We start from the raw sequence: 25790 nt of genomic DNA, 5'->3' as shown, positions 1-25790 counted from the left end.
GGCGCCAAATGCCGAAGCGGTTCGGGCGACTGCGGCGAGAGCATGGCCTCGCGGTCCATGCCGCCCTTGCCCTGTTCGACCCGGATCAGCATTCGCTTGCTGTCGATATTGTCGTCCTCTGTCGGAGATCCGCCTGAACGGCGTGGAGCCATGGCTTTTCAGAGGTCGGGTTTTGGGAAGAGAGAAGCGCTTCATCTTGGGGCTTCGTGGCTGAACATCTGTTTCCCGCGCGGCGACCAAGCTTGTCATCGGTGATCTCAACCGCCGGGATGGTTCGCCTTCAGAACATCCTCGATGCGATCCGCAACTTGGGTCATCGCCATCAAGCCGGTTCCACGGTCAGCACCGCAGCTTCCGCGCCCGTCACTCTCATTCTTGCACCGACTGGCGAGTCGGGGCCTCTGCACGACCAGACGCTGTCGCCCACCTTCACCCGGCCCCGGCCATTGTCGATGGGTTCGACGACGGTGACGACCTCTCCCACCAGCCGGGCGGTGCGGTCGTTGAGGAGCGGGTCTTGCGAGTCCACCGGATTGGCGGTGTACCAGCGTCGCCCGCCCCAGACCGACAGCAGGCAAAGGCCCGCGAAAAGCAGCAACTGAAGGGGGATGGAGACCGGAAACGCGAGAGCGACCAGACCGGTCAGCGCGGCGGCCAGCGCGACCCAGATCAGGAATACGCCCGGTATCACCACTTCACCCATGGCGAGCAGCGCGGCGAAGACCAGCCAGCCCCAATGGTCGTCCAGCATGGCGAGCCAGTCGGTCATGCCTGCCCCTGTCCGAACGGCCCGCGCCGCGACGGGGCAGGGGGCGGCGGTGGAGGCGCGGCGTCTCCCAGAGCCTCCCTGGCCAGCGCGCCGATGCCGCCCAATGTGCCGATCAGCTGAGTCGCCTCCACCGGAAAAAGGATCGTCTTGGCGTTGGGGGAGGTGGCGAACTGGCTCACCGCCTCGACATATTTCTGGGCGACGAAATAGTTGATCGCCTGCGCGTTGCCGCTGGCGATCGCTTCGGAAACCATCTGCGTTGCCTTGGCTTCGGCCTCCGCCTCGCGCTCGCGGGCTTCGGCGTCGCGGAAGGCGGCTTCGCGGCGGCCCTCCGCTTCCAGGATCTGGCTTTGCTTCTGCCCTTCGGCCTTCAGGATTTCCGATGCGCGCAGCCCCTCCGATTCGAGGATCAGGGCGCGCTTCTCGCGTTCGGCCTTCATCTGGCGGCCCATGGCGTTGACGATGTCGGCGGGCGGGCGGATGTCCTTGAGTTCCACGCGGGTGATCTTGATGCCCCATGCATTGGTGGCATGGTCGACCACCGAGAGCAGGCGGGCGTTGATCTCGTCGCGCTTGGACAGGGTTTCGTCCAGGTCCATCGACCCCATGACCGTGCGCAGGTTGGTGGTCGCGAGCTGCATGATCGCGACATAGAGTTCCGACACTTCATAGGCCGCCTTGGCCGCGTCCAGCACCTGGAAGAACACGACGCCGTCGACCGAGACCATGGCGTTGTCCTTGGTGATGATCTCCTGCCCCGGAATGTCGACCACCTGTTCCATCATGTTGATCTTCCGCCCGACGGCGTAGAAGAAGGCAGGGTAGAAATTCAGGCCGGGGCGCGCGACTTCGGTGAAGCGGCCGAAGCGTTCGATGGTATATTGATAGCCCTGGCGCACGACCTTGACGCTCACCGCCAGGTAGAACAGCACCAATAATGTCACCGTCAGCGCGAATGTCGTCAGCATCTCTGCCTCTCCCCCGAAATCCGCTTGGACTATGACGCGAAATCATGAATGGGAAAAGGCAAAGTGATAGGAGTTCCATCATGTTGTTGCGCCACGCCCGATCGCTGCTGTTCCTTCCCGCGTCCAACCCGCGCGCCATTGCCAAGGCGCGGACGCTGTCCTGCGACATGGTGATACTGGATCTGGAGGATGCGGTGCCCGACGGCCGCAAGGAAGAAGCGCTGGCCAATGCGGTCGAAGCGGTTGCGGAGGGATTTGGCAGTCGTCTCTCGGCAGTGCGCATCAATGTCGAGGGCGCGCCCTCTCATGGGCGGGAGATGGTCGCGCTCAAGGCATCGGCCGCGGATTATGTGGTGCTGCCCAAGGTGGAAAATCCCCGTCAGGTGAAGGATGTGTTCAGCGTCTGCCACAAGCCGGTGATCGCGATGATCGAGAGCGCGACGGGCGTGCTGGCGGCGCAGGCGATCGCGGCGGCGGAGGGCTGCGCGGGGCTGTTCATGGGGAATAACGATCTGCGGCAGGATTTGGGGATACCGCCGTCGGCCGGGCGGGAAGGGCTGGCCCTGTCCCTGCAATCCGTCATCCTTGCGGCGCGAGCGGCGGGGATCGCCGTGTTCGATGGTGTCTTCAACCGGCTGGACGATGAAGCGGGTTTCGAAAGCGAGTGCGCGGCGGGGCATGCGCTGGGCTTCGACGGCAAGACGCTGATCCATCCGAGCCAGGTGCCGGTCGCCAATCAGGTGTTCGGTCCCGACCCCCAGGCCGTCGCCGATGCACGGCGGCTGGTCGAGGCGGCGACGGGCGGGGCCGAGCGGTTCGAGGGGCGAATGATCGAAAGCATGCATGTCGAGGAGGCGAGGGCGCTGATCGCGCGGGCCGACGCCGTGACGGCATAGCCGATGCCGGAACTGAAATATCCGCATGGATAACCCGGTGCAACGGTCATAAAATCAGGGAAAGGACGTGAATCCGCGATGTTTCCGGATGCGTCATAAATGTCACTGTCAAATAAAAATTAATGGCATTTTTATGGCAAAATGTTAATGTTTGATTTGCGGGGTCGGAGATTCTGCGAGGTCCATCATGTCCAGGTTGAGGATGGCGGCGAGTGCCGCCAGTTGTATCGTTGCGCTCTTTTTCGGCGGCGCTGCGTCCGCGGGGGAGGTACAGTGCTGGCAGCCTTATGAAATAGAGGCAGCGCGTGTCAGAGATCTTCAGATCATGTTGATGCTGGGATCGCTGAAATGCCGATCGACCAATAGCGAAATCACCGCGAAATACGATAAATTCTATGAGAGGATGGGAAATGCGGACAAATATAATAATGCATTGAAACTGCGTTTCATGCGTGAAAACGGCATTGCCGACGGGCAACGTGCCTATGACGACTTCATCACGAAAATGGCCAACAGTCATACGGATGGCGTGCAATCGGCGGGTTTCTGTCAAATGGCCGACACGCTGATGACGTTGGCCACCAACGCCGGTCAGGACGAACTGCCTGTGTTGGCGCGGAATTTTTCGGAAAAGCCGGCTGGCGTGGGCGATGTCTGTGAACTGAAGACGGCTGCTGCGGCGCCTTTGGCCGCGCCGCCGCCGGTGGCGGAACCAGCGATGCCGGTTGCCGTGGCGGAAGCGGCACCGCCCGCCGTCACGCCGCAATCGGCGGCCGCAGCGCTGGAGGCGGCGGCCATTGCGCTACAATCGGCTGCCGCGAGCCTCAAGACTCCGGCTGCCGATGTGGCGCCGAAGGATGCCGTGTCGGATGCCCAGCCGACGATGGTGGCTGTGGCGAAGCCGGTGAGTTGAGGGTGTCATGGGTGCCGCGCCTTTGGGGAGCGCGGCACGGGGAAATGCGAGCCCCGGAACGCTTTTTCAGTCCCCGCTGCGTTCCTCCGGTCTCCATCCCCGGCTCACCGCTTCTCAGCGTTTTTCATATCTCCAGTTGCGGCCCTTGCCCGCCGCGATCCATTCGACCGCCTGTGCGATGCGCCTGTCGCGGGTGGCATCCGTTTGCGCATCGTTGATCCACTCGCAATAGTCGCGCACCTTGCCGGGCGGGAAGCCTGCCCATGTTGCCGCGGCGGCAGGGTCGGCGTCGAGGGCCGCCGCGAAAGCGGGATGCAGGGGGAGCGGTGCGCGAGGCGTCTTCACGCCGCTGCGTGGCTCGTTGCCTGCCTCTATCAACGCCATGGCTTTCCTCAAAAGAGCTGCGATCGTGGCATCGTCCGGCAGATCTTGCAGGCTTCGAATCCGGCCGAACTGGCCCATGGCTTCGCCACGACTGCTGTCCGGCGCAACCTTGTCATGCCAGAAGCCGAAGGCGACATGCCGCTGGAAGCCGGCCATGTTGCAGAGGTTTTTGTCCCGATAGGTGAAGAAGGGCATGCCCCATTTGACGGTTTCCGCAATGTCCGGCGATGCCGCGTGGATCAGACCGCGCAAATGGCGGAGGATCGGCTGTGCGAAATCGGCCTGCCGGGCGATGTAGGCGTCGATGCGGGGATCGACCGCCATCGCCATCAGCCCTGCCGGTGCCGGGCGGTCAGCAGATAGTTGATCGCCTTGTTGGGCGAAAGGATGAAGCCCCTGGCCGGTGAGAAGCTGAGTCCGCTGCTGTCGATCACCTCCAGCCCCGCATTCTCCAGCAGCTTCGCAAGTTCCTCGGGATTGAGGAATTTGTGCCAGTCATGCGTGCCCTTGGGGATGCCGCCGATGCTTTCCCCGATGGTGATCATGGCAAGGCGGGAGAGGGGGGTGCGGTTGGGCGTCGAAAGGATCAGCAGGCCGTCCGGGGCCATCTTTTCCGCCAGCGCGGCGACGAAGGCTGCCGGGTCCGCCACATGTTCGATCACCTCCATGCAGGTGACGAGGTCGAAACCTGTTTCCTCCAGTCGTTCCACCGGCGTGGCGCGATAGTCGATGGCGAGGCCTTGCCCCGCGGCATGGTTGCGCGCCACGGCGATATTCTCCTCCGCCGCATCCAGCGCGGTCAGGCTAGCGCCCAGGCGCGCCAGCGGTTCGGCCAGCAGGCCGGCGCCGCAGCCGACGTCCAGGGCGCGGCGGCCCGCCAGCGGACGGAAATCATGGCTCCGCCCCGGCCAATGCCGGTCGACGGCATCGCGAATATAGCGCAGCCGGACCGGATTGAGCTTGTGCAGCATGGCGCTGCTGCCATGGGGATTCCACCAGTCGGCGGCCATGGTGCCGAAATGGGCGGCTTCACGCGGGTCGATGGTGCTGGACGCAATATTCTCCATGGCCTCCTGCTACCAGTGTCCGGGGGTGCAGGCTATGGCTGTTTTTCGGCCTGTCTTGCATTGCCCGGCGCCGCCGATCCGAATTCGCGCGCCTTGTCCTCCTGGTCGAGGCGACGGTAGAGGTCCCGCGTCGCATCCTCGGTGCGGCGCATCTCTTCCGGCGTCCGGTGCCTGCGGTTGCTGAGCATCACGAAAATCAGCACGATCCCGAGCAGGATCGGCCCGCCGATCGTCACCATCGCCCATAAGCTGCTTTCCATCGCATCCTCCGTTCCTGGTCCCCGGACGGGCAATGACCGGCAGGCGGGTCGGTTCCTTCCGCTGCTGCCGCTACTCTGTCGCTTTGCTTGCCATATTCGCCGCTGCTGCTAATAGGAGCGCCGTTTTCGCGCCCCTCCGGGGCATTTTATTTCTTTTCAGCAGGCGGGTTCGACAGGCAAATGGCGCGCATCGTGATGAAATTCGGCGGCACCTCCATGGCGGGGATGGAGCGAATTCGCAACGTGGCCGCACGGGTCAAACATGTCGTCGAACAGGGGCATGAGGTCGCCGTCGTCGTATCCGCCATGGCGGGGGAGACCGACCGGCTGGTGGGTTTCTGCAAGGAAGCCTCGCCGCTCTACGATCCGGCGGAATATGATGTCGTCGTTGCTTCCGGCGAACAGGTGACGAGCGGCCTGCTGGCCATGACGCTGAAGGCGATGGGCGTGGATGCGCGGAGCTGGCTCGGCTGGCAGCTTCCGATCCGCACCAACGAAGCCCATGCCAAGGCGCGCATCGGGGACATCGACACGATCGACCTGCTGGCGTCGATGCGGTCGGGCACGGTGGCGGTCATCCCCGGCTTTCAGGGCATGATGGAGGATGGCCGCATCTCCACCCTCGGCCGCGGCGGGTCCGATACCTCGGCCGTTGCCGTCGCGGCGGCGGTGAAGGCGGACCGCTGCGACATCTATACCGACGTCGACGGCGTCTACACCACCGATCCCCGCATCGTGGCGCGGGCGCGCAAGCTCGACCTCGTCACCTATGAGGAGATGCTGGAACTGGCTTCGGTCGGCGCCAAGGTGCTCCAGACCCGCTCGGTCGGCCTCGCCATGAAGGAAGGCGTGGTCGTGCAGGTGCTTTCCTCCTTCGATGATCCCACCCAGGACGACCTCCCCGGCACGCTGATCGTCAGCGAAGAGGAACTGGAAGCCAAGCTCAAGGAAGACAAGATGGAACGTCAGCTCATCACCGGCATCGCCCATGACAAGAATGAGGCGAAGATCACCCTGACCCGCGTGCCGGACCGTCCGGGCGCGGTGGCGCACATCTTCGGGCCGCTGGCCGACGCCGCGATCAACGTGGACATGATCATCCAGAATGTCGGCCGCGACAAGGGCGAGACGGACGTGACCTTCACCGTGCCGGGCGCGGATCTTGCACGGGCGCTGGACGTGCTGGAAAGCCAGAAGGACGTGATCGGCTTCAACCGGGTGATCCCGGATACGAAGGTGGCGAAGGTGTCGGTCGTCGGCGTCGGCATGAAGAGCCATGCGGGCGTCGCCAGCACCATGTTCAAGTCGCTGGCTGATCGCGGCATCAATATCCTCGCCATCTCGACCAGCGAGATCAAGGTTTCGGTGCTGATCGACGAGGATGAGACCGAACTGGCGGTGCGTGTGCTGCACACGGCCTATGGCCTGGACGCGCCGGTCGCTTGACCTTTCCTTCCCTGCCCTTCAGGGGAGGGGCCGGGGATGGGGGACTGCCCCACAAAATAGCGCGTGGGGAGAACCCCCACCCCAACCCCTCCCCTGAAGGGGAGGGGCTTTATGATTCTAAGGGCTTGAACATGACCAACGCCAAACTCGCTTCCCTGATGGCCCGCGGCACCGATTTCCTGGGTTGCGAGGTCGCGATCCTGTGCGGGGCGATGAGCTGGGTGTCGGAGCGCAATCTGGTTGCGGCCATCTCCAATGCGGGCGGCTTCGGCGTGATCGCCTGCGGGGCCATGACTCCCGAGCTGCTCGACAGGGAGATCGCGGCGACCAAGGCGCTGACGGGCAAGCCCTTCGGCGTCAACCTCATCACCATGCACCCGCAGCTTTTCGAGCTGATCGAGGTTTGCGCGAAACATGAGGTCGGACATGTCGTCCTCGCCGGCGGCCTGCCGCCCAAGGGCAGTATCGAGGCGATCAAGGAGAAGGGCGCGAAGCTGATCTGCTTCGCTCCCGCGCTGGCGCTGGCCAAGAAGCTGGCGCGTTCCGGGGTGGATGCGCTGGTGATCGAGGGCATGGAGGCGGGCGGACATATCGGCCCGGTGTCGACCAGCGTGCTGGCGCAGGAAATCCTGCCGGAAATGGCGTCGCAGCTTCCCGTCTTCGTCGCCGGCGGCATCGGGCGTGGCGAACTGATCGCCGGCTATCTGGAAATGGGCGCGGCGGGCGTGCAGCTGGGCACCCGCTTTGCCTGCGCGGTCGAGAGCATCGCCCATCCGAACTTCAAGAAGGCCTTTTTCCGTGCATCGGCCCGCGATGCGATCGCCAGCGTGCAGATCGACCCGCGCCTGCCGGTCATCCCCGTGCGGGCGCTGAAAAACGCGGGAACCGAGGCCTTTACGGCCAAGCAGCGGGAGGTCGCCAATCTGCTCGACAGCGGCGCGGTCGACATGGGCGAGGCGCAGCTCCAGATCGAACATTATTGGGCGGGTGCGCTTCGCCGCGCCGTGATCGACGGCGATGTCGAGGGCGGTTCGCTGATGGCCGGGCAGTCGGTGGGCATGGTGTCGAAGGAGGAGCCGGTGGCCGACATCATCGCGCAATTGATGGACGAAGCGGCGGCGGCGCTGGAACGGCGCATCTAGGATATCGTGCAGAAAAGCGGGACCGGTTTTCTGCTTCAAAGGATACGCAACAAAAACTTGGAGCGCGCGACCAGCGTCCGATTTTGACGCAGCGGCCTGGGGCATACCGCATTCCCTTCGCAGGTGCGCGTCGCAGGGCAAATGGGACGAACCGAATCCCTCCCCGGACGAGCCGAGCCCGCTTTGGTCGTCAGGAACGCTTCGCTCTGCGATGAGTTGTGACGTCCGGATAATGATCAAAGGGATGCCAGGGTGCCGCCGCGTACCGTCGTTCGCCGTTTCTGTGAGTTTGCATCTGTCACCGCGCTCGCGCTGATCGCAGGCTGTTCCACGCCCGAGAAGAAGGCGCCGCCCACGCCGCCACCCCCGGTGGTGCCCACGATAAAGCCCCTGCCGCCGATGGGGGCGGTCGAGGAAATGGGCATTCCGGATGTGGGCGAGGACGGTAAATATCTGACGCCCAATCGCGGCGTGACGGCCAATACGGCGCTGTGGCACGTGCGCATGGCGCTGAACGTCGCGGCGCTTTCCTGTCATGGCGTGAACGAACCGGCGCGCATCCAGTATAACCGGATATTGCATGTGCATGAGGCGGCCCTGCGCGAAGCGAACGCGGCGGTCGACCGCAATTATTATGTCGCTTACGGTCAGGGCGGGCTGAAGGCGCGGGAACTGCTCAACACCGTCGTCTATAATTTCTTTGCGCTGCCGCCGGTGACGAAAAGCTTCTGCCCCGTGGCCATAGAGGTGGGGGCGAAGATACTGGCCATGCCGTCGAACCAGCTGCTGGCCTATGCGCCCGAAGCGCTCACCCAATTGGAAAAGCCGTTCCAGGAATTCTACGCCGCCTATGCCGATTATCTGCGGCGGCTGGCCGAATGGCAGTCGCGCTTCGGCGGGACGGTGAGCGTGGTGGTGTCGCCAACGCCGCTGCCGCCGCCGCCGACCCCGCCCAGGGAGATCGCGGCCGGTTTTGCGCCCGGTGCGCCGGGGACGCCGCCATCGGCTCTGGTGCCCGGCGCTCCGGTACGGGTAGAGGTGCCGACATTCCCGCTGACGCCCATGCGGGAAACCTTCATTCCCGCGCAATAATCCCTCAGTCGCGCGTGTCGAAACGGCGCCGGGCTTCCTCCACCGCTTCCAGATTGCGCTCCGCCCAGACCCAGACGCCGCAAAAGGCGGCGCTGAGGCTGTTGCCGAGCGGCGTCAGCGCATATTCGACGCGCGGCGGCACCACGGGATGGACGGTGCGGATGACGAGGCCGTCGCGCTCCATCTGACGCAATGTCTGGGTCAGCATCTTCTGGCTGATGCCTTCCACCTGTTCGGCAATGCGGGTGAAGCGGAGCGTGCCCCTTTCCTCCAGCAGTTCGAGGACCAGCAGCGTCCATTTATCCGCGACCCGGCCGATCAGATCGTTGACGAGTCGTTCGATCCGAGGGTCCAGCGGCGCTTCGGGATTGGTGTCGATAAAGGCTTCCGCTTCGGCGATTTCAGCCGGGGCAAAACGTTTTTGCAACGGATTTTCCATTTCTCACCTCTTGGTGCGTATGGCACTTTTCGGTGCCTTCTTTCAAAAAGAGAGTGTAGCTCTAGATTGCCGGTCACACCATCGCAAAAGGAGAAGACCATGCGTAAGAGCGGCAACACCATCCTCATCACCGGCGGCGGTTCCGGCATCGGCGCGGCGCTGGCGCATGAATTCCATGCGGCCGGCAATCAGGTCATCATCGCCGGGCGGCGGCAGGCGGCGCTGGACGCCGTGGCGGCGGAGCATCCGGGCATGGCAGCCCTGACCGTCGACATGGAGGACGCGGCGGCGATCGCGGCCTTCGCCGGAAAGCTGGTCGCGGACTTCCCCGCGCTCAATGTCGTGATCCATAATGCCGGGATCATGGTTGTGGAGGAGCGGATCGACCTTGCCATAGCGGAGGCCACCGTCGCCACGAACCTGTTGGGGCCGATCCGCCTGACCCATGTGTTGCTGCCGCATCTGCTGGGGCTGGAGGCGGCGACGCTGATGACGGTGACGTCGGGTCTGGCCTTCGTCCCGCTGGCGGCCACTCCCACCTACAGCGCAACCAAGGCGGCGCTCCATAGCTGGTCGCAGTCGATGCGGCATCAGCTCAGGGGTAGCAATGTCGAGGTGATCGAACTGGCGCCGCCGGGAGTGCAGACCGACCTGATGCCCGGCCATGCGGAAAATCCGCAGATGATGCCGCTGGACGAATTCATAGCGGAAGTCATGGGGCTGCTGGCGCAGCAGCCGCCGCTGGAGGAAATCTGCGTCGAACGGGTGAAGTTCCTGCGCGAAGCGGAGCGGCGCGGGGAGTTTGAGCAGGTGTTCGGGATTTTGAACGCCGGGCATTGAGCGGACATGAAACCTCCCCATGCCCGGCATGGGGAGGATTATGGGGCCTCATGACGCTGGCGTGGTCGTCGAAGGCGCCTTTGGCGGCAAGGGGAACAGGCGGACGAAGCGTGCCGCAAGGGCCCTGTCCCCCTCCACCTGAAGCGAGTCGGCCACGTCCTCGAACGTCAGGCCGCCATAGATCACGGCGGCCAGTCCATTCTGGTCGCCGGAGAAGATTGCGTCCGCACCGCCCGCTTCGCCGCGCCCGGCGGTGAAATCGCCATCCTTCAGGGTCAGGCGGAACTCCTCCTCCCCGAAGCGCAGGCCGATGGTCGCATCCAGATCGCCTATGCGGTCTCGGTCGATCATCGTGCGCATCGACAGGATCACCGACGCATTGCTCATCGGCATGCCGGGCTGCATCGTGGGAGAGCGGGATGCCCAGCGTCCCAGCACCTGGAACAATATCTCCGACTCGCGGCCCCATTCCGTCAGCTCATAAATCTGGCTGGCGGCGGGCGGGGGCAGGCGGCGGCGGATGAGGATGCTGGCCGCTTCCAGCTCCTCCAGCCTTTGCGTCAGCACGTTGGCGCTGATTCCGGGCAGGCTGGCGCGCAAATCGGTGAAACGCTTGGGACCGAGCATCAATTCCCGCATGATCAGCATGGCCCAGCGATCCCCGATCAGGTCCAGCGCATGGGCCGTTGCACAACCATCCTGATAGGCCCGCTTTTTCACGAGAGGAAGTCCTTGGTTATTTTTCCTAACTTATAGGTTGTATAAGATAATCTATCAGTGCATAAAGTTCAAGCCGGTGAGTCGGGAAAAGGCCACAGGCCAGGATGATCCCAAGGAGATGTGTGATGCCGAACGCCCCCGCTCCGAAAATGATTTTCGTCAACCTGCCGGTGAAGGATCTGGCCGCCTCGATAGCCTTTTACGAGGCGGTGGGCGCGGTCCGGAACAATGATTTTGCGGACGACAGCGCGCAGATGCTGAGCTTTTCCGACAATATCCACGTGATGCTGCTGACGCGGGAGCGGTTTGCCGGCTTCACGCCGCGTCGCATTCCGGACGCGCATGAAACGGCCCAGGTGCTGCTTGCCCTTAGCGAGGCGAGCCGCGCCGATGTCGACCGGACGACGGAGAAGGCGTTGGCGGCGGGCGGTGCGGAGCCCAATCCCCGGCAGGACCATGGCTTCATGTACGGCCGCAGCTTTGCCGACCTGGACGGCCATATCTGGGAAGTGGCGTGGATGGATATGGAAGCGGCGCTGGCGGTGAACAAGGAAGCCGCCGCCTGAACTCCGCCTTTCCTTAAGGAGAGAAACGATGAGCTATATGGACGGTTTCGTGATCCCCGTGCCCAAGGGCAACAAGGAGCGGTACAGGGAAGTGGCGGCCTATGCCGCGCCGATCTTCATCGAACATGGCGCGCTGCGGGTCGTGGAATGCTGGGCGAACGACGTCAAGCCGGGCAAGGTCAACGATTTCCGCACCGCCGTGATCGCGGAGGAGGATGAGGAGGTCGTCTTTTCCTGGATCGAATGGCCCGACAAGGCGACTCGCGATGCAGGGGCGGAGAAGGTCATGAACGATCCGCGGATGGAGCCGAAGGAAGGGGAAGACATGCCTTTCGCCGGTGCGCGGCTGATCTATGGCGGGTTCGAAGTGCTGCTCGACGCCAGGGCCTGAGGGCAGGGATCGAAAACTGGGCTTGAGGGAGGCTGGAAATGACCGACCTGAACGGCAAATTCTTCTGGTATGAACTGATGACCAGCGATCCGCAGGCGGCGATCGCCTTCTATGGCGACATCGTCGGCTGGACCGCGCAACCTTTTGGCGGGGAGCGGACCGATGATCCCTATCATGTCGTGTCGGGCAGCGCCGGGCCGATGGGCGGGATCATGTCCATTCCGGCCGAAGCGAAGGATCGCGGCATGTCGCCCTGGTGGGGTGGCTATGTCGGTTCGGCCGATGTGGATGCGGATGCGAAGCGGCTGGCCGGGGCGGGCGGCAGCGTGAAGCGCGCGCCGGAGGACATTCCGGGCGTCGGGCGCTTCGCGGTGATGAGCGATCCGGGCGGGGCGGCGTTCATGCTGCTCAAGGGGTCCAGTCCCGACGGGATGGAGCCCGCACCACCGATGGCGAACGGTCATGTCGGCTGGCATGAACTTTACAGCGGCGCTTTCGACGCCGACCTGGCCTTCTACACCGGGCAGTTCGGCTGGGCGAAGGGCGAGGCCATGGATATGGGGGAAATGGGCAGCTATCAGCTCGTCTCCCAGACCGGCGGCACCGATTTCCAGAGCATGACGGGCGGCATCATGGCCCGTCCCCCGGAGGTGCCGGTGCCGGTCTGGCTCTTCTACTTCGTCGTGCCGGACATCGACATCGCGACGGAGAAGGTGAAGGCCGGCGGCGGAACCGTGCTGAACGGCCCGATGGAGGTGCCGGGCGGGGCCTGGATCATCCAGGCGACCGACCCCCAGGGCGCGATGTTCGCGCTGGTGGGCATGCGATCCGGCACGGCATAAGGAGAGGAACCATGTCGAAGATTTCACCCTGCCTGTGGTATAACGGGCAGGCGGAGGAGGCCGCGCGCTTCTACACATCCCTGTTCGGGGGATCGGTGGATTTCATCAGCCGCTATCCCGACGATAATCCCAGCCCCAGTCCGTTCAAGGGCGGGGACGTGCTGCTGGTGGAATTCACCCTGTTCGGGGAAAGCTATCAGGCGCTGAACGGCGGGCCGAAATTTCCTTTCACAGAGGCGGTCTCGCTGTCCGTCGCCTGTCGGGATCAGGCGGAGATCGATCGGTATTTCGATGCCCTGACAGCCGATGGGGGGTCGCCGGGCCCGTGCGGCTGGCTGAAGGACAAATATGGCCTGTCCTGGCAGCTGGTGACGCAGGAGATCATGGACCTTTACAAGACCGGCGACCGACCGGGCATCCAGCGGATGATGAACGAGATGATGACCATGCAGAAGCTGGATACCGCCCGGATGAAGGCGGCTTTCGAGGGGAGGCCGGCATGAGCGCGGCGGAATTCGAACTATCGGTGACCTGTCACATCGCCGCCCCGCGCGAAATCGTGTGGAAGGTATGGACGGACCTCAAGGACCAATGGTTCTGCCCGAAGCCCTGGCGCGCCGAGGTGATCGAGGAGGATCTGCGGCCCGGCGGGCGGAGCGCGGTGCGGATGTTCGGCCCGAATGGCGAGGACACGGGGCCGATGGAAGGCATCGTGCTGGAGGTGGTGCCGCAGGAGAAGGTGGTGACGACCGACGCCTATGCCTCCGGCTGGATACCGCAGACGCCCTTCATGACGGCGATCTGGAGCTTTGCCGTGGAGGGGGAGGGGACGCGCTTCACCGCGACGGCCCGGCATTGGGATGCCGGAGCGATGGCGAAGCATGAGGAGATGGGATTCCACCCCGGTTGGGACCAGATGGCCGAGCAGTTCAAGGCTTTGTGCGAGACTTCGGCGGGCATGGCTTAGAGCCAATCGACATTCAGCCCTGACGGCCTGCAAATGACGCTTTTCCGTGCTTCCGGTGCTCACCTACTTTGAGTAGGCTGCGCTCCGGGTCACGGAAAACCACCATTTTCGGCTCGTCATCTTCTGAATGTCGATTGGCTCTAGGTCGGCCGCAGAGCGGACATCCCCCTCCCGACTACGGGAGGGAAATGCCTTGGATTGCCCCAGGATGGAAAGAAGGGTGCCCGGATATACCGGACGCCCTTTCTGCGACCCCTAGGGAAGGAAATCAGGCCTTGTACACCTTGTCCACGGCGGCGCGGAACTTCGCCATGTCGTCGGCCGAACCCACGGTCACACGCGAGACTGTGGGCCAGATCGGCCAGTTGCGCCCGATCTGCACCTTTTCCGGCGTGGCGATCAGGGCGGCCTGCATCTCCTTGGCCGGCTTGGTCTTCCAGTCGACCATGAACATATTGGCCTCGCTGCCGGGGTGCACCTCTATGCCCTTCTTGGTGAGCCAGGCGATGGTTTCCTCGCGGTTCGCGATCATTTCCGCGCGGCGTGCCTTGATGAGGCCGGCTTCGGGATAGACCGCATTGCCGCAGGCCATGGCGGTGATCGACAGACCGCCCGCCGTCGGGCCGAACAGGCTGATGCGCTTCTGCACTTCGGGGTCCGCGAAGGTCAGGCCGAGGCGCACGCCCGCCATGCCGAACAGCTTGGAGAAGGTGCGCATGACGATCAGGTCCTTGCGACCCGCCACCAGCTTCGCGGCGTTCGGGCCGTCGAACCAGTGGATATAGGCTTCGTCGACCAGCAGGAACGAATCCTTGGGCTTGTTCGCCAGCAGCCATTCGATGTCGGCCAGCGGCGTGATGGTGCCGGTCGGATTGTTGGGCGTGCAGATATAATAGAGCCCGGCATTGGGATTGGCGGCCAGCATCGCCTTGACATCGTGCCCCTTGCCAATGGCCTGGGGGGCCTTGGCGATAGGGGCCTTCAGATAATCGGCGGTGCGCCAGGCGGATTCGAAGGTCGGATCGGCGGTGACGAGGCCCTTGGTGGGCGAACAGAAGGCCGCGACCGTGCTGACCAGCGGCCCGCCCGAACCCGGCCACAGCATGATGTGCGATTCCGGAATCCCCTCCACCTTGGCGATGGTGGCGATCAGGTCGCCCTTGTAATTGTCGGGATCGTACCAGTTGCCGACGGCGGCGGCCCTGGCCGCGGCCTGAACGCCCGGTTCGAACGGGCCGGTCCAGCATTCGTTGGCGCCGATGCGCACCGCGCCCTTCACCCCGCGCGCCGCCTGCTGCTGCGCGAGGGCGGGCTGGATCAACAGGTTGCCGGCAGCCGCCCCGGCCGCCATCAGAGCGGAAATCTTGCCGATCGTGCGGCGGGAATAGCCCCGGTCGAGCAGGTCTTCGCGGGCGTCCTTTTCCAACATCATGGTCATGTCGTCTGTTCCCCTAGTTGTTCCATCAACTGCGCATATTCCACCGGGGGAAACGAAGGAGGCGGCGCATTTCCACAATGCGCCGCCTCCGGATTCCTGAAATTTTATGAGCCGTTAACCTGGATCAGGCTTTCCAAACCTTGTCGATGGCATCGCAGAAGGCCTTCATCTCATCGGCCGAGCCGACCGAGACGCGCGACACATTGGGCCAGATCGGCCAGTTGCGCCCGATCTGCACCTTTTCCGCAAGGATGGCGGCCTGCATGGCCTTGGCCGGCTTTCCCCAGTCGACCATGAACATATTGGCCTGGCTGCCGGGGATGACCTTGATCCCCTTCTTCCTGAGGTGGGCGATGGCCATTTCGCGATTGGCGACCATTTCCGCGCGGCGGGCCTTGATGAGGTCGGCCTGCGCCACCGACACGGTCCCGCAGGCGACGGCGGTCATCGGCAGCATCGCGGTCACCTGCCCGCCGTCATAGCGCATCATCTTTTCCATGATCGCGGGGCTGGCGAAGGTGAGACCCAGCCGCATGCCCGCCATGCCGAACAGCTTGGAGAAGGTGCGCAGGATCAGCACGTCGTCGCGGCTGGCCGCCATCTTCGCGGCGTTCGGACCATCGAACCAGTGGATATAGGCTTCGTCGACGACCAGGATCGCGTCCTTCGGCTTGTTGTCGGCCAGCCACTGGATGTCGGCCAGCGGGGTCATCGTGCCGGTCGGATTGTTGGGCGAGCAGATATAATAGACACCCGCATTGGGATCGGCCGCCAGCATCGCCTTCACGTCATGGGCATAATCCTTGGTGAGCGGCACCTTCGTCACCTTCGCGCCCAGCCAGTCGCCGGTGCGCCAGATCGCCTCATAGGCAGGGTTGCCGGTGACGATGCCGCGCGTGGGCGATGCATAGGCGACGGCGACGCGGCTCAGCGGATCGCTGGAGCCCGGCCAGGCGGTGATGCGGTCGGCCGGGATGCCCTCCACGGCGGCGACGGCGGCGAACAGCTTCGCATGTTCGTCATTCGGTTCGTAGCGATTGCCTTCCTGCACCAGCTTGAACGCGGCTTCGGCGGCGACGGGGAAGGGGCCGGTCCAGCATTCATTGGCGCCGATGCGCACCGCGCCTTCCACCGGCTTCGCCGCCTGCTGCGCCATGGCGCCGGTGACGCGCAGGGCGGCCGCGCCCGCGCCCAGCAGGGCCGCGACCTTGCCCATCTGGCGGCGGGAATAGCCGCGGTCGATCAGATCCTGTTCGAAGGCTTTAGTATCGATTTCTGCCATATGCTCGTCTCCCTGACTCGCTGACTTTCGAGATTTTAAGGCTGTAAACGAAAGCCTCGTCCATTTCCGCCATATCCATAGACGGAAAATCCGCTGGAACCGCGCATATTCGCCTTGGAAAGCGGACGCGCGATCTGTTAGCGCTTGGCACATGCCCAGCACGCCCGCCGCCGCCGCCCGCCAGATCCTCATTCGCCTGCAGGAAGTCATGGCCGCGCGCACCAGCGCGCAGGCGAAGCTGAACAAGGTGGTGGAGATCATCGGGGAATCGCTGTCGAGCGAGGTCTGCTCCATCTATCTGGTGCGCGAAGGGCTGCTGGAACTGTTCGCGACGCGGGGCTTGAAGCAGGAGGCCGTCCACGTCACCCGCATGGCGATGGGCGAAGGGCTGGTCGGCATGATCGCCACCAATGTCGAGACGCTGAACCTGGACGAGGCGGCGTCGCATCCCGACTATAGCTATCGGCCCGAAACGGGCGAGGAGCTGTTCCACAGTTTCGCGGGCGTGCCGATCGTGCGGCGGGAGCGAGCGATCGGCGTCCTGTGCGTGCAGCATGTGGAGCCGCGCCGTTATGAAGAGATCGAGATCGAGGCGCTGCAGACCGTGGCGATGGTGTTGTCCGAACTGATCGCCAATGCCGAACTGGCCGATGACGGTCCGCTGGACAGCCGGGTGCAGGATACCGGTTCCTCGGTGCTGCACGGGCTGCAACTGGTGATGGGCATGGCGCGGGGCCATGCCGTGTTCCACCAGCCGCGCGTCCATATCGAACATACCGTGGCCGAGGATACGGAGGCGGAGCGGGCCCGCGTCATTTCCGCCTTCACCAAGATGCGCGAACAGATCGACCGCATGACCGGCACGGCCGAGTTCGGCACCGAGGGCGAGCATCAGGAGGTGCTCGAAACCTACAAGATGTTCGCCTATGACGAAGGATGGATCAGGCGGATCAACGAGGCGATCGACAGCGGCCTGACCGCCGAGGCGGCCATAGAGCGCGTGCAGCAGCGCACCCGCATGCGCATGCGCCAGATCGACGATCCGCTGCTCCAGGACCGGATGCACGATCTGGAGGATATGGCGAACCGGCTGCTGCGCATCGTGTCGGGGCAGCTCGGGACGGCGGCGCAACTCGGATTGCGGCAGGACGCCATCCTCATCGCGCGCAACCTGGGACCGGCGGAACTGCTGGAATATGACCGGCGGCGGTTGAAGGGCGTGATCCTGGAGGAAGGGTCGCTGACGGCCCATGTGACCATCGTCGCGCGCGCCATGGGCGTGCCGGTGCTGGGCCGGGTGCGCGACATCCGCCATCAGGTGAACGAAGGCGACCTGATCCTGATGGACGTCGCCGACAACAATCTGCTGATCCGTCCGACGCCCGACATGGAGGAGGCGTTCGAGAACAAGCTGCATGTGACGCAGAAGCGCCGCGCGGAATTCGCGGCGATGCGCGACCTGCCGTCCGTCACGGTGGACGGGCAGCGGATCGAACTGATGGTGAATGCGGGCCTGCGGGAGGATGCGCAGGCGCTGGACATCGTGGGGGCGGACGGCATCGGGCTCTTCCGCACCGAATTCCAGTTCCTCGTCTCCGCCACTTTGCCGCAGCGGGAAAAGCAGCAGCGGCTTTATCGAGACGTCCTTGATGCCGCGGGCGACCGGCCGGTGATCTTCCGCACTGTCGACATCGGCGGCGACAAGGCGTTGCCCTACATGTCCCGCGACGATGAGGAGGAGCTGGAGGACAATCCGGCCATGGGCTGGCGCGCCTTGCGGCTGGCGCTGGACCGAGACGGCCTGATGAAGGCGCAGGCCCGCGCGCTGCTGGAGGCGGCGGCGGGCAAGGTGCTGCACGTCATGTTCCCGATGGTGTCGGAGCCCTGGGAATATGAGCAGGCGAAGGCGCTCGTCGAACATCAGCGCGAATGGCTGGTGGCGCAGAAGAAGAAGCTGCCGGTCGCGGTGCGCTATGGCGCGATGCTGGAGGTGCCCGCGCTGGCGGAGGGGCTGGACCTCCTGCTGCCCAGGCTCGATTTCCTCTCCATCGGCACCAACGACCTGACGCAGTTCCTGTTCGCCGCCGACCGCGCGCATCCGCGCCTGGCGGAGCGCTACGACTGGCTGAGCATCGCGATATTGCGCTTCCTGGACCGCGTGGTGCGCGCCTGTGAAACCTATGAGGTGCCGGTCGGCGTCTGCGGCGAAATGGGCGGGCGCACGCTGGAAGCGATGGCGCTGATCGGCCTTGGCGTGCGGCGCCTGTCGATCACCCCGGCATCGGTCGGCCCGGTGAAGGCGATGATCCGGACCATCGATGCTGCGGAACTGCGCCGGTTCATGCGCGATCTGCTGGACAAGGGCGTGACGGATATTCGTTCGGCGCTGGTCGACTGGGCCGGCGAACATGCTATTGAATTGAATTAATGGGGATCGCGGCGATGCATCCCGCCTTTCCGGGGCGGCGCGGCGTTGACAATCCCCGTCCCGCAATGAGACAAGGCCAGCCTTCAAAAGTCGCGGAGCAGCATGGCAGAAGAACCTGAACTGGAACCCGGCGTCGCGGCGCCGGAACGGCAGCCCAATACTCCGGGCGCGCGCCTGCGCGCCGCGCGGGAGGCGCAAGGACTGTCGATACAGGATGTCGCCACGCGGACGCGCATCGCCCAGCGGCAGTTGGAGGCGATAGAGCGCGACGATTATGCCGCCCTGCCCGGCATTCCCTATGCGGTGGGCTTTGCCCGCGCCTATGCCCGCGCCATCGATGTGGACGAGGTGGCGATCGCCGCCGACGTGCGCAACGCGGTGCATAATTCCGACCTTGGCAGCAACCGCTATGAGGCGTTCGAACCGGCCGATCCGGCGCGGGTTCCATCGCGGGCCCTGGCCTGGACGGCGGCGGCAATCGTCGTGATCCTGGTCGCCGGCTTCGCCGTCTGGCGCACGCAGGTGATGACGCCGCCGACAGGCGAGGAGATCGCCGCGCAGCAAAGTGCCCCCGCGCCCGCGACCGCGAAGCCGGCAGCAGGCGCGCGCCCGGCGGCGCCGGTGGTGCAGACCGTGCTGTTCACCGCCAATGACGATGTCTGGCTGCGCATTTATGACGAGGCGGGAGAGAGGCTGAAGGACGGGCTTATGAAGAAGGGGGAAAGCTTCACCCTTCCCGCCAATGCCCGCAATCCGATGATCCTGACAGGCCGGCCGCAGGCGCTGACCGTGACGGTCGGCGGCAAGCCGATTGCGCCGCTGGGGCCGCCGGACCGGACCATCGCCGATGTGCCGGTCAATGCGGAGGCGCTGCTGGCGCGGGCGGCGCCTGCCGCGGCGCAGGGTCAGGGTCAGGGGCAGGCGGCTCCGGCCTCCACGGCCCCGGTTCCCACGGGTCCGGCCGCCCCGGTGCCCGCCGCACCTGCGCCCGCTGCGGCCGACTGATCCGTTCAGGGGCGATTCAGCGGAATTTGGCGCAAAGTCGCGCTTTACCGGGCGGATTATCGCCCTATGGTTAACACCGGATATAAGTCGGGGATCATCCATGCGTAACGCTTTTTTCGCGACGGCTGCACTGGCGCTCATCGCGCTCGCGCCGCCGCTCGCGGCCCAGAATGTCAGCGTCGATGTTCGGGTCGACCGTCTGGAAAAGGAAATGCGCGCGGTCCAGCGCAAGGTGTTCCCGGCCGGCGCGCCGCTGGAGGCGGAGATCACGCGTCCCGCCGCGCCGGCCGTGGTGCCGGGATCGCCTGCCTCCACGCCGGTGGCGGATTTGACGGCGCGGGTGAATGCGCTGGAATCGCAACTGGCCTCGATCACCGGGCAGGTGGAGGAAAACAGCTTCAAGCTGAAGCAGTTGGAAGAGGCGTTCAACCGCTACAAGGCGGAACAGGAAAGCCGTGCCGCGCCCGCGGTCGTGCCGCCGGCGGTCGGCCCCTCCGCCTCGGCCGCTCCGGCCTCCACCACCGCATCGGCGCGGCCAGGTGCGCCGCGCCCGGCCGCCAATGGTGCGAGCGAGGAACGAAAGACCGCCGTCGCCGCGATCGAGCGGCCCTCGACGGGTAATGAGGCCGACGACGCCTACACCTATGGCTTCCGCCTGTGGGACGCGAAATTCTATCCGGAGGCGCAGGCGCAGCTGAAGGCGACCGTGGATAAATATGGCGCCAGTCCCGTCGCCAGCAAGGCGGCGAACCTGCTGGGCCGCGCCTATCTGGACGACGGCAAGCCGGCGCTGGCGTCGGTCGCCTTCTATGAAAATTACCAGAAGCGGCCCAAGGGCGACCGTGCGGCCGACAGCCTGGCCTATCTGGGCGAGGCGCTGATCCAGCTCAAAAAGCCCGCCGACGCCTGCAAGGTCTATGCGGAACTGGAGCAGGTCTACGGCGCCAGCCTGTCGAACGGCCTGCGCGGCATGATGGACAAGGGCCGGACCAGGGCCAAGTGCACCGCCTGAAGTCCCCATGGCCGAGGGCGATCCCGTCGCGGAACTGAGCCGGGCGATGATGGCGCTGGTCGGGGATGCCGACGGCGCTCGTTTCGGCGTGGCGGTTTCCGGCGGGCCTGACAGCATGGCGCTGCTCGACCTCGCCGCGCGCGCCTTTCCAGGGCGTGTCGAGGCGGCCACGGTCGATCATGGCTTGCGCGAGGCTTCGGCAGCGGAGGCGGCGATGGTGGCGGACTGGTGCGCAGGCGCCGGGATCGCGCATGCCACCCTGCATCCCACCGGCGCGGTTCGGGGCAATGTTCAGAGCTGGGCGAGAGCGCAACGGTACAGGCTGCTGGAAGGCTGGCGGGCAGCGCGGGGGCTGGATTGGCTGCTGACGGCGCATCATGCGGACGATCAGTTGGAAACGCTGCTGATGCGGCTCAACCGGGGCGCGGGCGTGGGCGGGCTGGCCGGCGTGCGGGCGCGGCAGGGCGTGGTGCTGCGCCCGCTGCTGGGCGTGCGCAAGGCCGACTTGCTCGCCTCTGCGCTGGAACGCGGCCTGCCCCATGTCGACGATCCGTCGAACAGCGATGCGCGCTTCGACCGGGCTGCCCTGCGCATGGCGCTGGCCGGTGTCGACTGGATCGACGCCGCGGCGGCGGGACGCAGCGCGGCGGCTCTGGCCGAGGCGGAGGAGGCGCTGGACTGGACGGTCGACGATCTGGAAGCGCGCCATGTGCACGCGGGTGGAGGCGGGCTGACGCTGGACCGGACCGACCTGCCCCGCGAATTGTTGCGCCGCCTGATCCTCCGCATGATCGCGCGATTGCAGCCGGATGCCGCCCCGCCACGCGGGGAAGCGGTGGACAGGCTGGTCGCGGCGGCGCGCCGGGGCGAGAAGATGAGCATCGGTCGCCTCATCCTGAAGGGCGGGGCCTGCTGGACTCTGACGCTGGCGCCCCAGCGACGCTGGCAATGATCGTTACGGAAAGGTTCCACGGCTTGGCGCATCCGTCGAACAATCCGTCGATTTGATCGGGCGCAATGACCTTTCCTTAACGCCTATGTTGGTTAATGAAGCCAGTTGAGCGTGGGAATTTTCGATTCATGTTTGAATTTGCGGCGGTGACCTATGGCCTCCTGGCCAGCGTCATTCTTTCGGCGGCGCAGCGTAATCACCGGATGGAGCGACCCCATCCGCCGATGCTGCTCTATACCGGCTATATGCTTTGCGGTCTGTCGGCGGGGGTCGCGGTAATCCTGGCCTATATCGCCCTGTCGCAATTTATCGGCGGCTGACCTTAGCAGGCGCGCGCTTGCGATTTTGCTGCGGCATCCTATCTTGCCGGGTGAAAGAGAGTGGTGAATGAACGACGAGAAGGACCCGCAGGGTAATCCCTGGATCAAGAGCGCGATGATATGGGCGGGGGTGATTGTCGCCCTGCTGCTGTTCGTCTCCATGTTCGACAGCCGCACGGCGTCGACCGCCGGGACCGGCATCGCCTATTCCGAATTCCGCGCCAAGGTGCAGGAAGGCCAGGTCAAGGATGTCGCCATCGCCACCGACCGGATTTCCGGCACGCTGAGCAGCGGGCAGAAATTCAGCACTGTCCCGGTGAACGACCCCGGCCTGACCGGCCTGCTGGACGACTATAATGTCAAATATTCCGGCCAGGCGGAGGAACAGCCGAGCTTCTGGATGATCCTGATCTACCAGTCGTTGCCGTTCCTGCTGATTCTGGGCATCGCCTTCTTCGTGCTGCGCCAGATGCAGAAGGGCGGCGGCGCGGGCGGGGCCATGGGCTTCGGCAAGTCGAAGGCCAAGCTGCTGACCGAAAAGCACGGCAAGGTGACGTTCGATGACGTCGCCGGCATCGACGAAGCGCGTGAGGAATTGCAGGAAATCGTCGAGTTCCTGAAGGACCCGAGCAAGTTCGCGCGGCTGGGCGGCAAGATTCCCAAGGGCGCCTTGCTGGTCGGCTCGCCGGGTACAGGCAAGACGCTGCTCGCCCGCGCCATCGCGGGTGAGGCGGGCGTGCCTTTCTTCACCATTTCGGGTTCGGATTTCGTCGAGATGTTCGTCGGCGTGGGCGCGAGTCGCGTCCGCGACATGTTCGAGCAGGCGAAGAAGAATGCGCCCTGCATCGTCTTCATCGACGAAATCGATGCGGTCGGCCGCCATCGCGGCGCGGGCCTCGGCAACGGCAATGACGAGCGCGAGCAGACGCTGAACCAGCTTCTGGTGGAGATGGACGGCTTCGAGGCGAATGAGGGCATCATCATCGTCGCGGCGACCAACCGTCCCGACGTGCTGGACCCCGCGCTGTTGCGTCCGGGCCGTTTCGACCGGCAGGTCGTGGTGCCGCGTCCCGACATCGAGGGGCGCGAGAAGATTCTGGCCGTGCACATGAAGAAGGTGCCGCTGGCGCCGGACGTCAATCCGCGCACGATCGCGCGGGGCACGCCGGGCTTCTCCGGCGCCGATCTGGCGAACCTCGTCAACGAAGCGGCTTTGATGGCTGCCCGCCGCGGCAAGCGTCTGGTCGCCATGGACGAGTTCGAGGCGGCCAAGGACAAGGTCATGATGGGCAGCGAGCGCCGCTCCATGGTGATGACCGACGATGAGAAGAAGATGACCGCCTATCATGAGGCGGGTCATGCCATCGTCGCTGTCCATGAACCGGCCTCGGACCCCATTCACAAGGCGACGATCATTCCGCGTGGCCGTGCGCTGGGCATGGTGATGCGCCTGCCGGAGCGGGACAGCTACAGCTATCACCGCGACAAGATGCACGCGAACATGGCCGTCGCCATGGGCGGCCGCGTGGCCGAGGAGATCATCTTCGGCTATGACAAGGTATCGTCGGGCGCTTCGGGCGACATTCAATATGCCACCAAGCTCGCGCGTGACATGGTTACGCAATGGGGCATGTCCGACAAGCTCGGCCCCCTGCAATATGAAGAGCAGCAGGGCGAGACATTCCTCGGTTATTCGCAAAGCCAGCGTGTCCATATGTCGGACGAGACGGCCAAGCTGATCGACAAGGAAATCCGCGGGCTGGTCGAGCAGGGCTATGCGCGGGCGCAGGAAATCCTGAAGGGTCATGAGGACCAGCTTCACCTGCTCGCCAATGCGATGCTCGAATATGAGACGCTGAGCGGCGAGGAAATCAAGACGCTGCTCGACAAGGGCGAGATCACCCGTGATGACGGCACGACGATCAAGCCGTCCGCGATCCCGGCGGCCGGGTCTTCGATCCCGAAGACGCGCCGGCGCAAGGGGCCATTCGGTGATCCGTCGCCTGCGGGCGCCTGACCGGGTTTATGGATTGGGAAAGGGCGCTGCCGGGAGGTGGCGCCCTTTTTCATGGGTTGCGGGGCGGGGTGGCTTTTGGCCAGGCCAAGACATTCCCCCTCCCGCCTGCGGGAGGGGGAATGAGGGGCTTCAGCCTCAATCCCGCTTCAATATGTGCATCGCCAGCACCGTCATGGCTTCGCTGGCGGTGGCGATCACCTTGTCGGCTTGGGGCGCCCAGAAGGGGCTGTGCAGCGACGGCAGGCTGACCTCACCGGCCTTCGCCTTCGCCATCTGGTCTGCCGGCACGCCGCCGACCCAGAAGATGAAGCTTTCGATGCTCTTGTCGGCGCGGTAATAGCGGCCGAAATCCTCTCCCGCCATGGAGGGTCTGGTTTCGCTGACGGTGCCCTCGGGGAAATGGGCCTTCAGCACGTCCGCCATCCGGTTGGCGAAGGCGGGCGGATTGTAGGTGGAGGGCGTGAATTCGTCCTTTACGGAGATCACCGGCATCCTGTCGTCCGGCACGCCCGCCGCAATGGCTTCCCCGCGGGCGACGCGTTCTATTCCCCGGATCAGCTTTTCCCGGGTTTCATCGGAATAGCTGCGCACGGTGAGCAGCATCTTCGCGTCGTCGGGAATGACATTATGCTTGGCGCCGCCCATGAAGCTGCCGACGGTGACGACGGCCGGGTCGAACGGGTCCTGTTCCCGGCTGACCAGCGTTTGCAGCGAGGTCACAATCCGCGCGCCGATCACGATCGGGTCGCGCGTCGTCTGCGGATAGGCGCCATGGCCGCCCACGCCCCGCACCAAAAGGTCGACGCTGTCCACATTGGCGAGCGCGAAGCCCGGCGTATAGCCGATCTTCCCCGCTTCCAGATTGGCGGCGTCGTGGAAGGCGATGGCATGGGTCGGGCGCGGGAAGCGGGTGTAGAGCCCATCCTCCAGCATCAGCCGCGCGCCACGGCCCACTTCCTCGGCCGGCTGAAGGATCATCACCAGCGTGCCCTTCCATTCCTCCTTCATCGTGGAGAGCAGCCGCGCGGTTTCGATGAAGGCGGTCATGTGCGTGTCATGGCCGCAGGCGTGCATCACGCCGGTTTCGGCGCCGTCGGCGGTCTTGGCCTTCACCCTGGAGGCGAATTCCAGCCCCGTCTGCTCGGTCACCGGCAGTCCGTCCATGTCCGCGCGGATCAGCAGCACCGGGCCGGAGCCGTTCTTCAGTACCGCGACCACGCCCGTTCCACCGACCTTTTCGGTGACGGTGAATTTCATCGCCTTCAACCGCCGGGCGAGCTTGGCGGCGGTGGCGCTTTCCTGTTCGGACAGTTCGGGATTGGCATGCAGGTCGCGATAGAGGGTCATTAGCCCATCCATGTCCTTCGCGATGGTCGCTGCGATGGCATTGGCCGGCGTCGCGGGCGTCGCCCCATTCACAGGCGCGCCAGGGGACTGGGCATGGGCAATGGAGATAAGGCTGGCGGCGGCCATGACGGCCGTCAACGCATGACGCATCGATGGGTCTCCCTGATGGAAGAAGCAACCATAAGCGGATTTGCCGCGCCTTTTAAGGGGCTTCGGCATGTCCAGCCTGTTTCCCCAAAGCAAAAGCGCCCGCCGTTGCCGACGGGCGCTCCTGCCGATGCCATGGG

27 protein-coding genes are annotated in these 25790 nt (G+C 64.8%); 17 read left to right on the top strand and 10 right to left on the bottom strand.

What is annotated here, in order from left to right:
- Window positions 1-322: 322 nt before the first annotated feature.
- Together EGM87_RS10235 and EGM87_RS10230 are read right to left on the bottom strand one after the other, a co-directional pair.
- The gene (locus EGM87_RS10235; RefSeq protein WP_025551422.1) at window positions 323-769 is read right to left on the bottom strand and encodes an NfeD family protein; all 447 of its coding nucleotides are present in this window, start codon (window positions 767-769) and stop codon (window positions 323-325) included.
- On the bottom strand, window positions 766-1737 hold the full coding sequence (locus EGM87_RS10230) for an SPFH domain-containing protein (RefSeq protein ID WP_044660059.1): 972 nt from the start codon (window positions 1735-1737) through the stop codon (window positions 766-768). Before EGM87_RS10230 ends, EGM87_RS10235 begins: the two co-directional genes overlap by 4 nt.
- Before the next feature lie 80 nt (window positions 1738-1817).
- Here EGM87_RS10230 and EGM87_RS10225 point away from each other — a divergent pair, with 80 nt between their 5' ends.
- Together EGM87_RS10225 and EGM87_RS10220 are read left to right on the top strand one after the other, a co-directional pair.
- A complete protein-coding gene (locus tag EGM87_RS10225) occupies window positions 1818-2633 on the top strand; it encodes an HpcH/HpaI aldolase/citrate lyase family protein (RefSeq protein ID WP_044660058.1) in 816 nt (271 codons plus the stop codon).
- A 202-nt stretch (window positions 2634-2835) separates the two neighbouring features.
- A complete protein-coding gene (locus EGM87_RS10220; protein WP_253719058.1) occupies window positions 2836-3546 on the top strand; it encodes a hypothetical protein in 711 nt (236 codons plus the stop codon).
- 114 nt (window positions 3547-3660) lie between these two features.
- On the opposite strand, the gene EGM87_RS10215 is transcribed toward EGM87_RS10220, so the two are convergent.
- From EGM87_RS10215 to EGM87_RS10205, 3 genes are read right to left on the bottom strand one after another with little or no spacing between them, the layout of a single operon-like run.
- Window positions 3661-4254: a YdeI/OmpD-associated family protein gene (locus EGM87_RS10215; RefSeq protein WP_044662742.1), complete on the bottom strand. Its 594-nt coding sequence runs from the start codon at window positions 4252-4254 to the stop codon at window positions 3661-3663.
- A 5-nt stretch (window positions 4255-4259) separates the two neighbouring features.
- The gene (ubiG, locus tag EGM87_RS10210) at window positions 4260-4997 is read right to left on the bottom strand and encodes a bifunctional 2-polyprenyl-6-hydroxyphenol methylase/3-demethylubiquinol 3-O-methyltransferase UbiG (RefSeq protein WP_044660056.1); all 738 of its coding nucleotides are present in this window, start codon (window positions 4995-4997) and stop codon (window positions 4260-4262) included.
- Window positions 4998-5029: 32 nt separating this feature from the next.
- Entirely contained in the window at window positions 5030-5257 is a 228-nt protein-coding gene (locus EGM87_RS10205; RefSeq protein WP_044660055.1) for a hypothetical protein, read from the bottom strand.
- A 180-nt stretch (window positions 5258-5437) separates the two neighbouring features.
- Between EGM87_RS10205 and EGM87_RS10200 the strand changes: the two genes are divergently transcribed.
- From EGM87_RS10200 to EGM87_RS10190, 3 genes are all read left to right on the top strand, one after another.
- Complete coding sequence (locus EGM87_RS10200) at window positions 5438-6703, top strand: aspartate kinase (protein ID WP_025551431.1); 1266 nt, start codon at window positions 5438-5440, stop codon at window positions 6701-6703.
- 131 nt (window positions 6704-6834) lie between these two features.
- Window positions 6835-7845 (top strand): NAD(P)H-dependent flavin oxidoreductase, encoded by a 1011-nt coding sequence (locus EGM87_RS10195; RefSeq protein WP_044660054.1) that lies wholly within the window; start codon window positions 6835-6837, stop codon window positions 7843-7845.
- A 252-nt stretch (window positions 7846-8097) separates the two neighbouring features.
- Window positions 8098-8937: a hypothetical protein gene (locus EGM87_RS10190; protein ID WP_044660053.1), complete on the top strand. Its 840-nt coding sequence runs from the start codon at window positions 8098-8100 to the stop codon at window positions 8935-8937.
- A gap of 4 nt (window positions 8938-8941) precedes the next feature.
- Here the strand turns inward: EGM87_RS10190 and EGM87_RS10185 are convergent, their stop codons facing one another.
- Window positions 8942-9376, bottom strand: coding sequence for a winged helix-turn-helix transcriptional regulator (locus EGM87_RS10185; RefSeq protein ID WP_025552091.1), 435 nt, complete (start codon window positions 9374-9376; stop codon window positions 8942-8944).
- A 99-nt stretch (window positions 9377-9475) separates the two neighbouring features.
- On the opposite strand from EGM87_RS10185, the gene EGM87_RS10180 reads away from it, so the two are divergent.
- On the top strand, window positions 9476-10216 hold the full coding sequence (locus EGM87_RS10180) for an SDR family oxidoreductase (protein ID WP_044660052.1): 741 nt from the start codon (window positions 9476-9478) through the stop codon (window positions 10214-10216).
- A gap of 48 nt (window positions 10217-10264) precedes the next feature.
- Here EGM87_RS10180 and EGM87_RS10175 read toward each other — a convergent pair whose 3' ends face one another.
- Window positions 10265-10936 (bottom strand): winged helix-turn-helix transcriptional regulator, encoded by a 672-nt coding sequence (locus EGM87_RS10175; RefSeq protein ID WP_044660051.1) that lies wholly within the window; start codon window positions 10934-10936, stop codon window positions 10265-10267.
- Window positions 10937-11061: 125 nt separating this feature from the next.
- Between EGM87_RS10175 and EGM87_RS10170 the strand changes: the two genes are divergently transcribed.
- Genes EGM87_RS10170 through EGM87_RS10150 form a run of 5 tightly spaced genes read left to right on the top strand, consistent with a single transcriptional unit; the run spans window position 11062 to window position 13702 of the window.
- Window positions 11062-11502, top strand: coding sequence for a VOC family protein (locus EGM87_RS10170; RefSeq protein ID WP_025552095.1), 441 nt, complete (start codon window positions 11062-11064; stop codon window positions 11500-11502).
- A gap of 28 nt (window positions 11503-11530) precedes the next feature.
- Window positions 11531-11893 (top strand): DUF1428 domain-containing protein, encoded by a 363-nt coding sequence (locus EGM87_RS10165; protein WP_044660050.1) that lies wholly within the window; start codon window positions 11531-11533, stop codon window positions 11891-11893.
- A 38-nt stretch (window positions 11894-11931) separates the two neighbouring features.
- A complete protein-coding gene (locus tag EGM87_RS10160) occupies window positions 11932-12735 on the top strand; it encodes a VOC family protein (protein WP_044660049.1) in 804 nt (267 codons plus the stop codon).
- A gap of 11 nt (window positions 12736-12746) precedes the next feature.
- The gene (locus tag EGM87_RS10155) at window positions 12747-13238 is read left to right on the top strand and encodes a VOC family protein (protein ID WP_025552101.1); all 492 of its coding nucleotides are present in this window, start codon (window positions 12747-12749) and stop codon (window positions 13236-13238) included.
- On the top strand, window positions 13235-13702 hold the full coding sequence (locus EGM87_RS10150; protein ID WP_044660048.1) for an SRPBCC domain-containing protein: 468 nt from the start codon (window positions 13235-13237) through the stop codon (window positions 13700-13702). Before EGM87_RS10155 ends, EGM87_RS10150 begins: the two co-directional genes overlap by 4 nt.
- Before the next feature lie 268 nt (window positions 13703-13970).
- Here EGM87_RS10150 and EGM87_RS10145 read toward each other — a convergent pair whose 3' ends face one another.
- Together EGM87_RS10145 and EGM87_RS10140 are read right to left on the bottom strand one after the other, a co-directional pair.
- Window positions 13971-15140, bottom strand: a complete 1170-nt coding sequence (locus EGM87_RS10145; protein WP_044660047.1) for a pyridoxal phosphate-dependent aminotransferase — start codon at window positions 15138-15140, stop codon at window positions 13971-13973.
- A gap of 124 nt (window positions 15141-15264) precedes the next feature.
- Window positions 15265-16422 carry a pyridoxal phosphate-dependent aminotransferase gene (locus tag EGM87_RS10140; protein ID WP_025549721.1) on the bottom strand — a complete coding sequence of 386 codons (1158 nt, stop codon included), beginning with the start codon at window positions 16420-16422 and terminating at the stop codon, window positions 15265-15267.
- A gap of 151 nt (window positions 16423-16573) precedes the next feature.
- On the opposite strand from EGM87_RS10140, the gene ptsP reads away from it, so the two are divergent.
- The 6 genes from ptsP to ftsH all read left to right on the top strand — a co-directional run bounded on the left by ptsP (window position 16574) and on the right by ftsH (window position 24156).
- Complete coding sequence (ptsP, locus tag EGM87_RS10135; RefSeq protein ID WP_137710340.1) at window positions 16574-18850, top strand: phosphoenolpyruvate--protein phosphotransferase; 2277 nt, start codon at window positions 16574-16576, stop codon at window positions 18848-18850.
- A gap of 102 nt (window positions 18851-18952) precedes the next feature.
- Window positions 18953-19855 (top strand): helix-turn-helix domain-containing protein, encoded by a 903-nt coding sequence (locus tag EGM87_RS10130; RefSeq protein WP_044660045.1) that lies wholly within the window; start codon window positions 18953-18955, stop codon window positions 19853-19855.
- A 100-nt stretch (window positions 19856-19955) separates the two neighbouring features.
- A complete protein-coding gene (locus EGM87_RS10125) occupies window positions 19956-20867 on the top strand; it encodes a tol-pal system YbgF family protein (RefSeq protein ID WP_044660044.1) in 912 nt (303 codons plus the stop codon).
- A 7-nt stretch (window positions 20868-20874) separates the two neighbouring features.
- Window positions 20875-21819, top strand: coding sequence for a tRNA lysidine(34) synthetase TilS (gene tilS / locus EGM87_RS10120; protein ID WP_044660043.1), 945 nt, complete (start codon window positions 20875-20877; stop codon window positions 21817-21819).
- A 128-nt stretch (window positions 21820-21947) separates the two neighbouring features.
- Window positions 21948-22139: a hypothetical protein gene (locus tag EGM87_RS10115; RefSeq protein WP_025549725.1), complete on the top strand. Its 192-nt coding sequence runs from the start codon at window positions 21948-21950 to the stop codon at window positions 22137-22139.
- Between the two features lie 67 nt (window positions 22140-22206).
- A complete protein-coding gene (ftsH, locus tag EGM87_RS10110) occupies window positions 22207-24156 on the top strand; it encodes an ATP-dependent zinc metalloprotease FtsH (protein WP_025549726.1) in 1950 nt (649 codons plus the stop codon).
- Between the two features lie 135 nt (window positions 24157-24291).
- Here the strand turns inward: ftsH and EGM87_RS10105 are convergent, their stop codons facing one another.
- Entirely contained in the window at window positions 24292-25653 is a 1362-nt protein-coding gene (locus tag EGM87_RS10105) for an amidohydrolase (protein ID WP_044660042.1), read from the bottom strand.
- Between the last annotated feature and the right edge of the window lie 137 nt (window positions 25654-25790).

The sequence above is a fragment of the Sphingobium sp. RSMS genome (assembly GCF_005406185.4).
GTDB lineage: Bacteria > Pseudomonadota > Alphaproteobacteria > Sphingomonadales > Sphingomonadaceae > Sphingobium > Sphingobium fuliginis.
The sequence above is the reverse complement of the archived record's forward strand: the minus strand, read 5'-3'. Positions and strand labels throughout refer to the sequence as shown.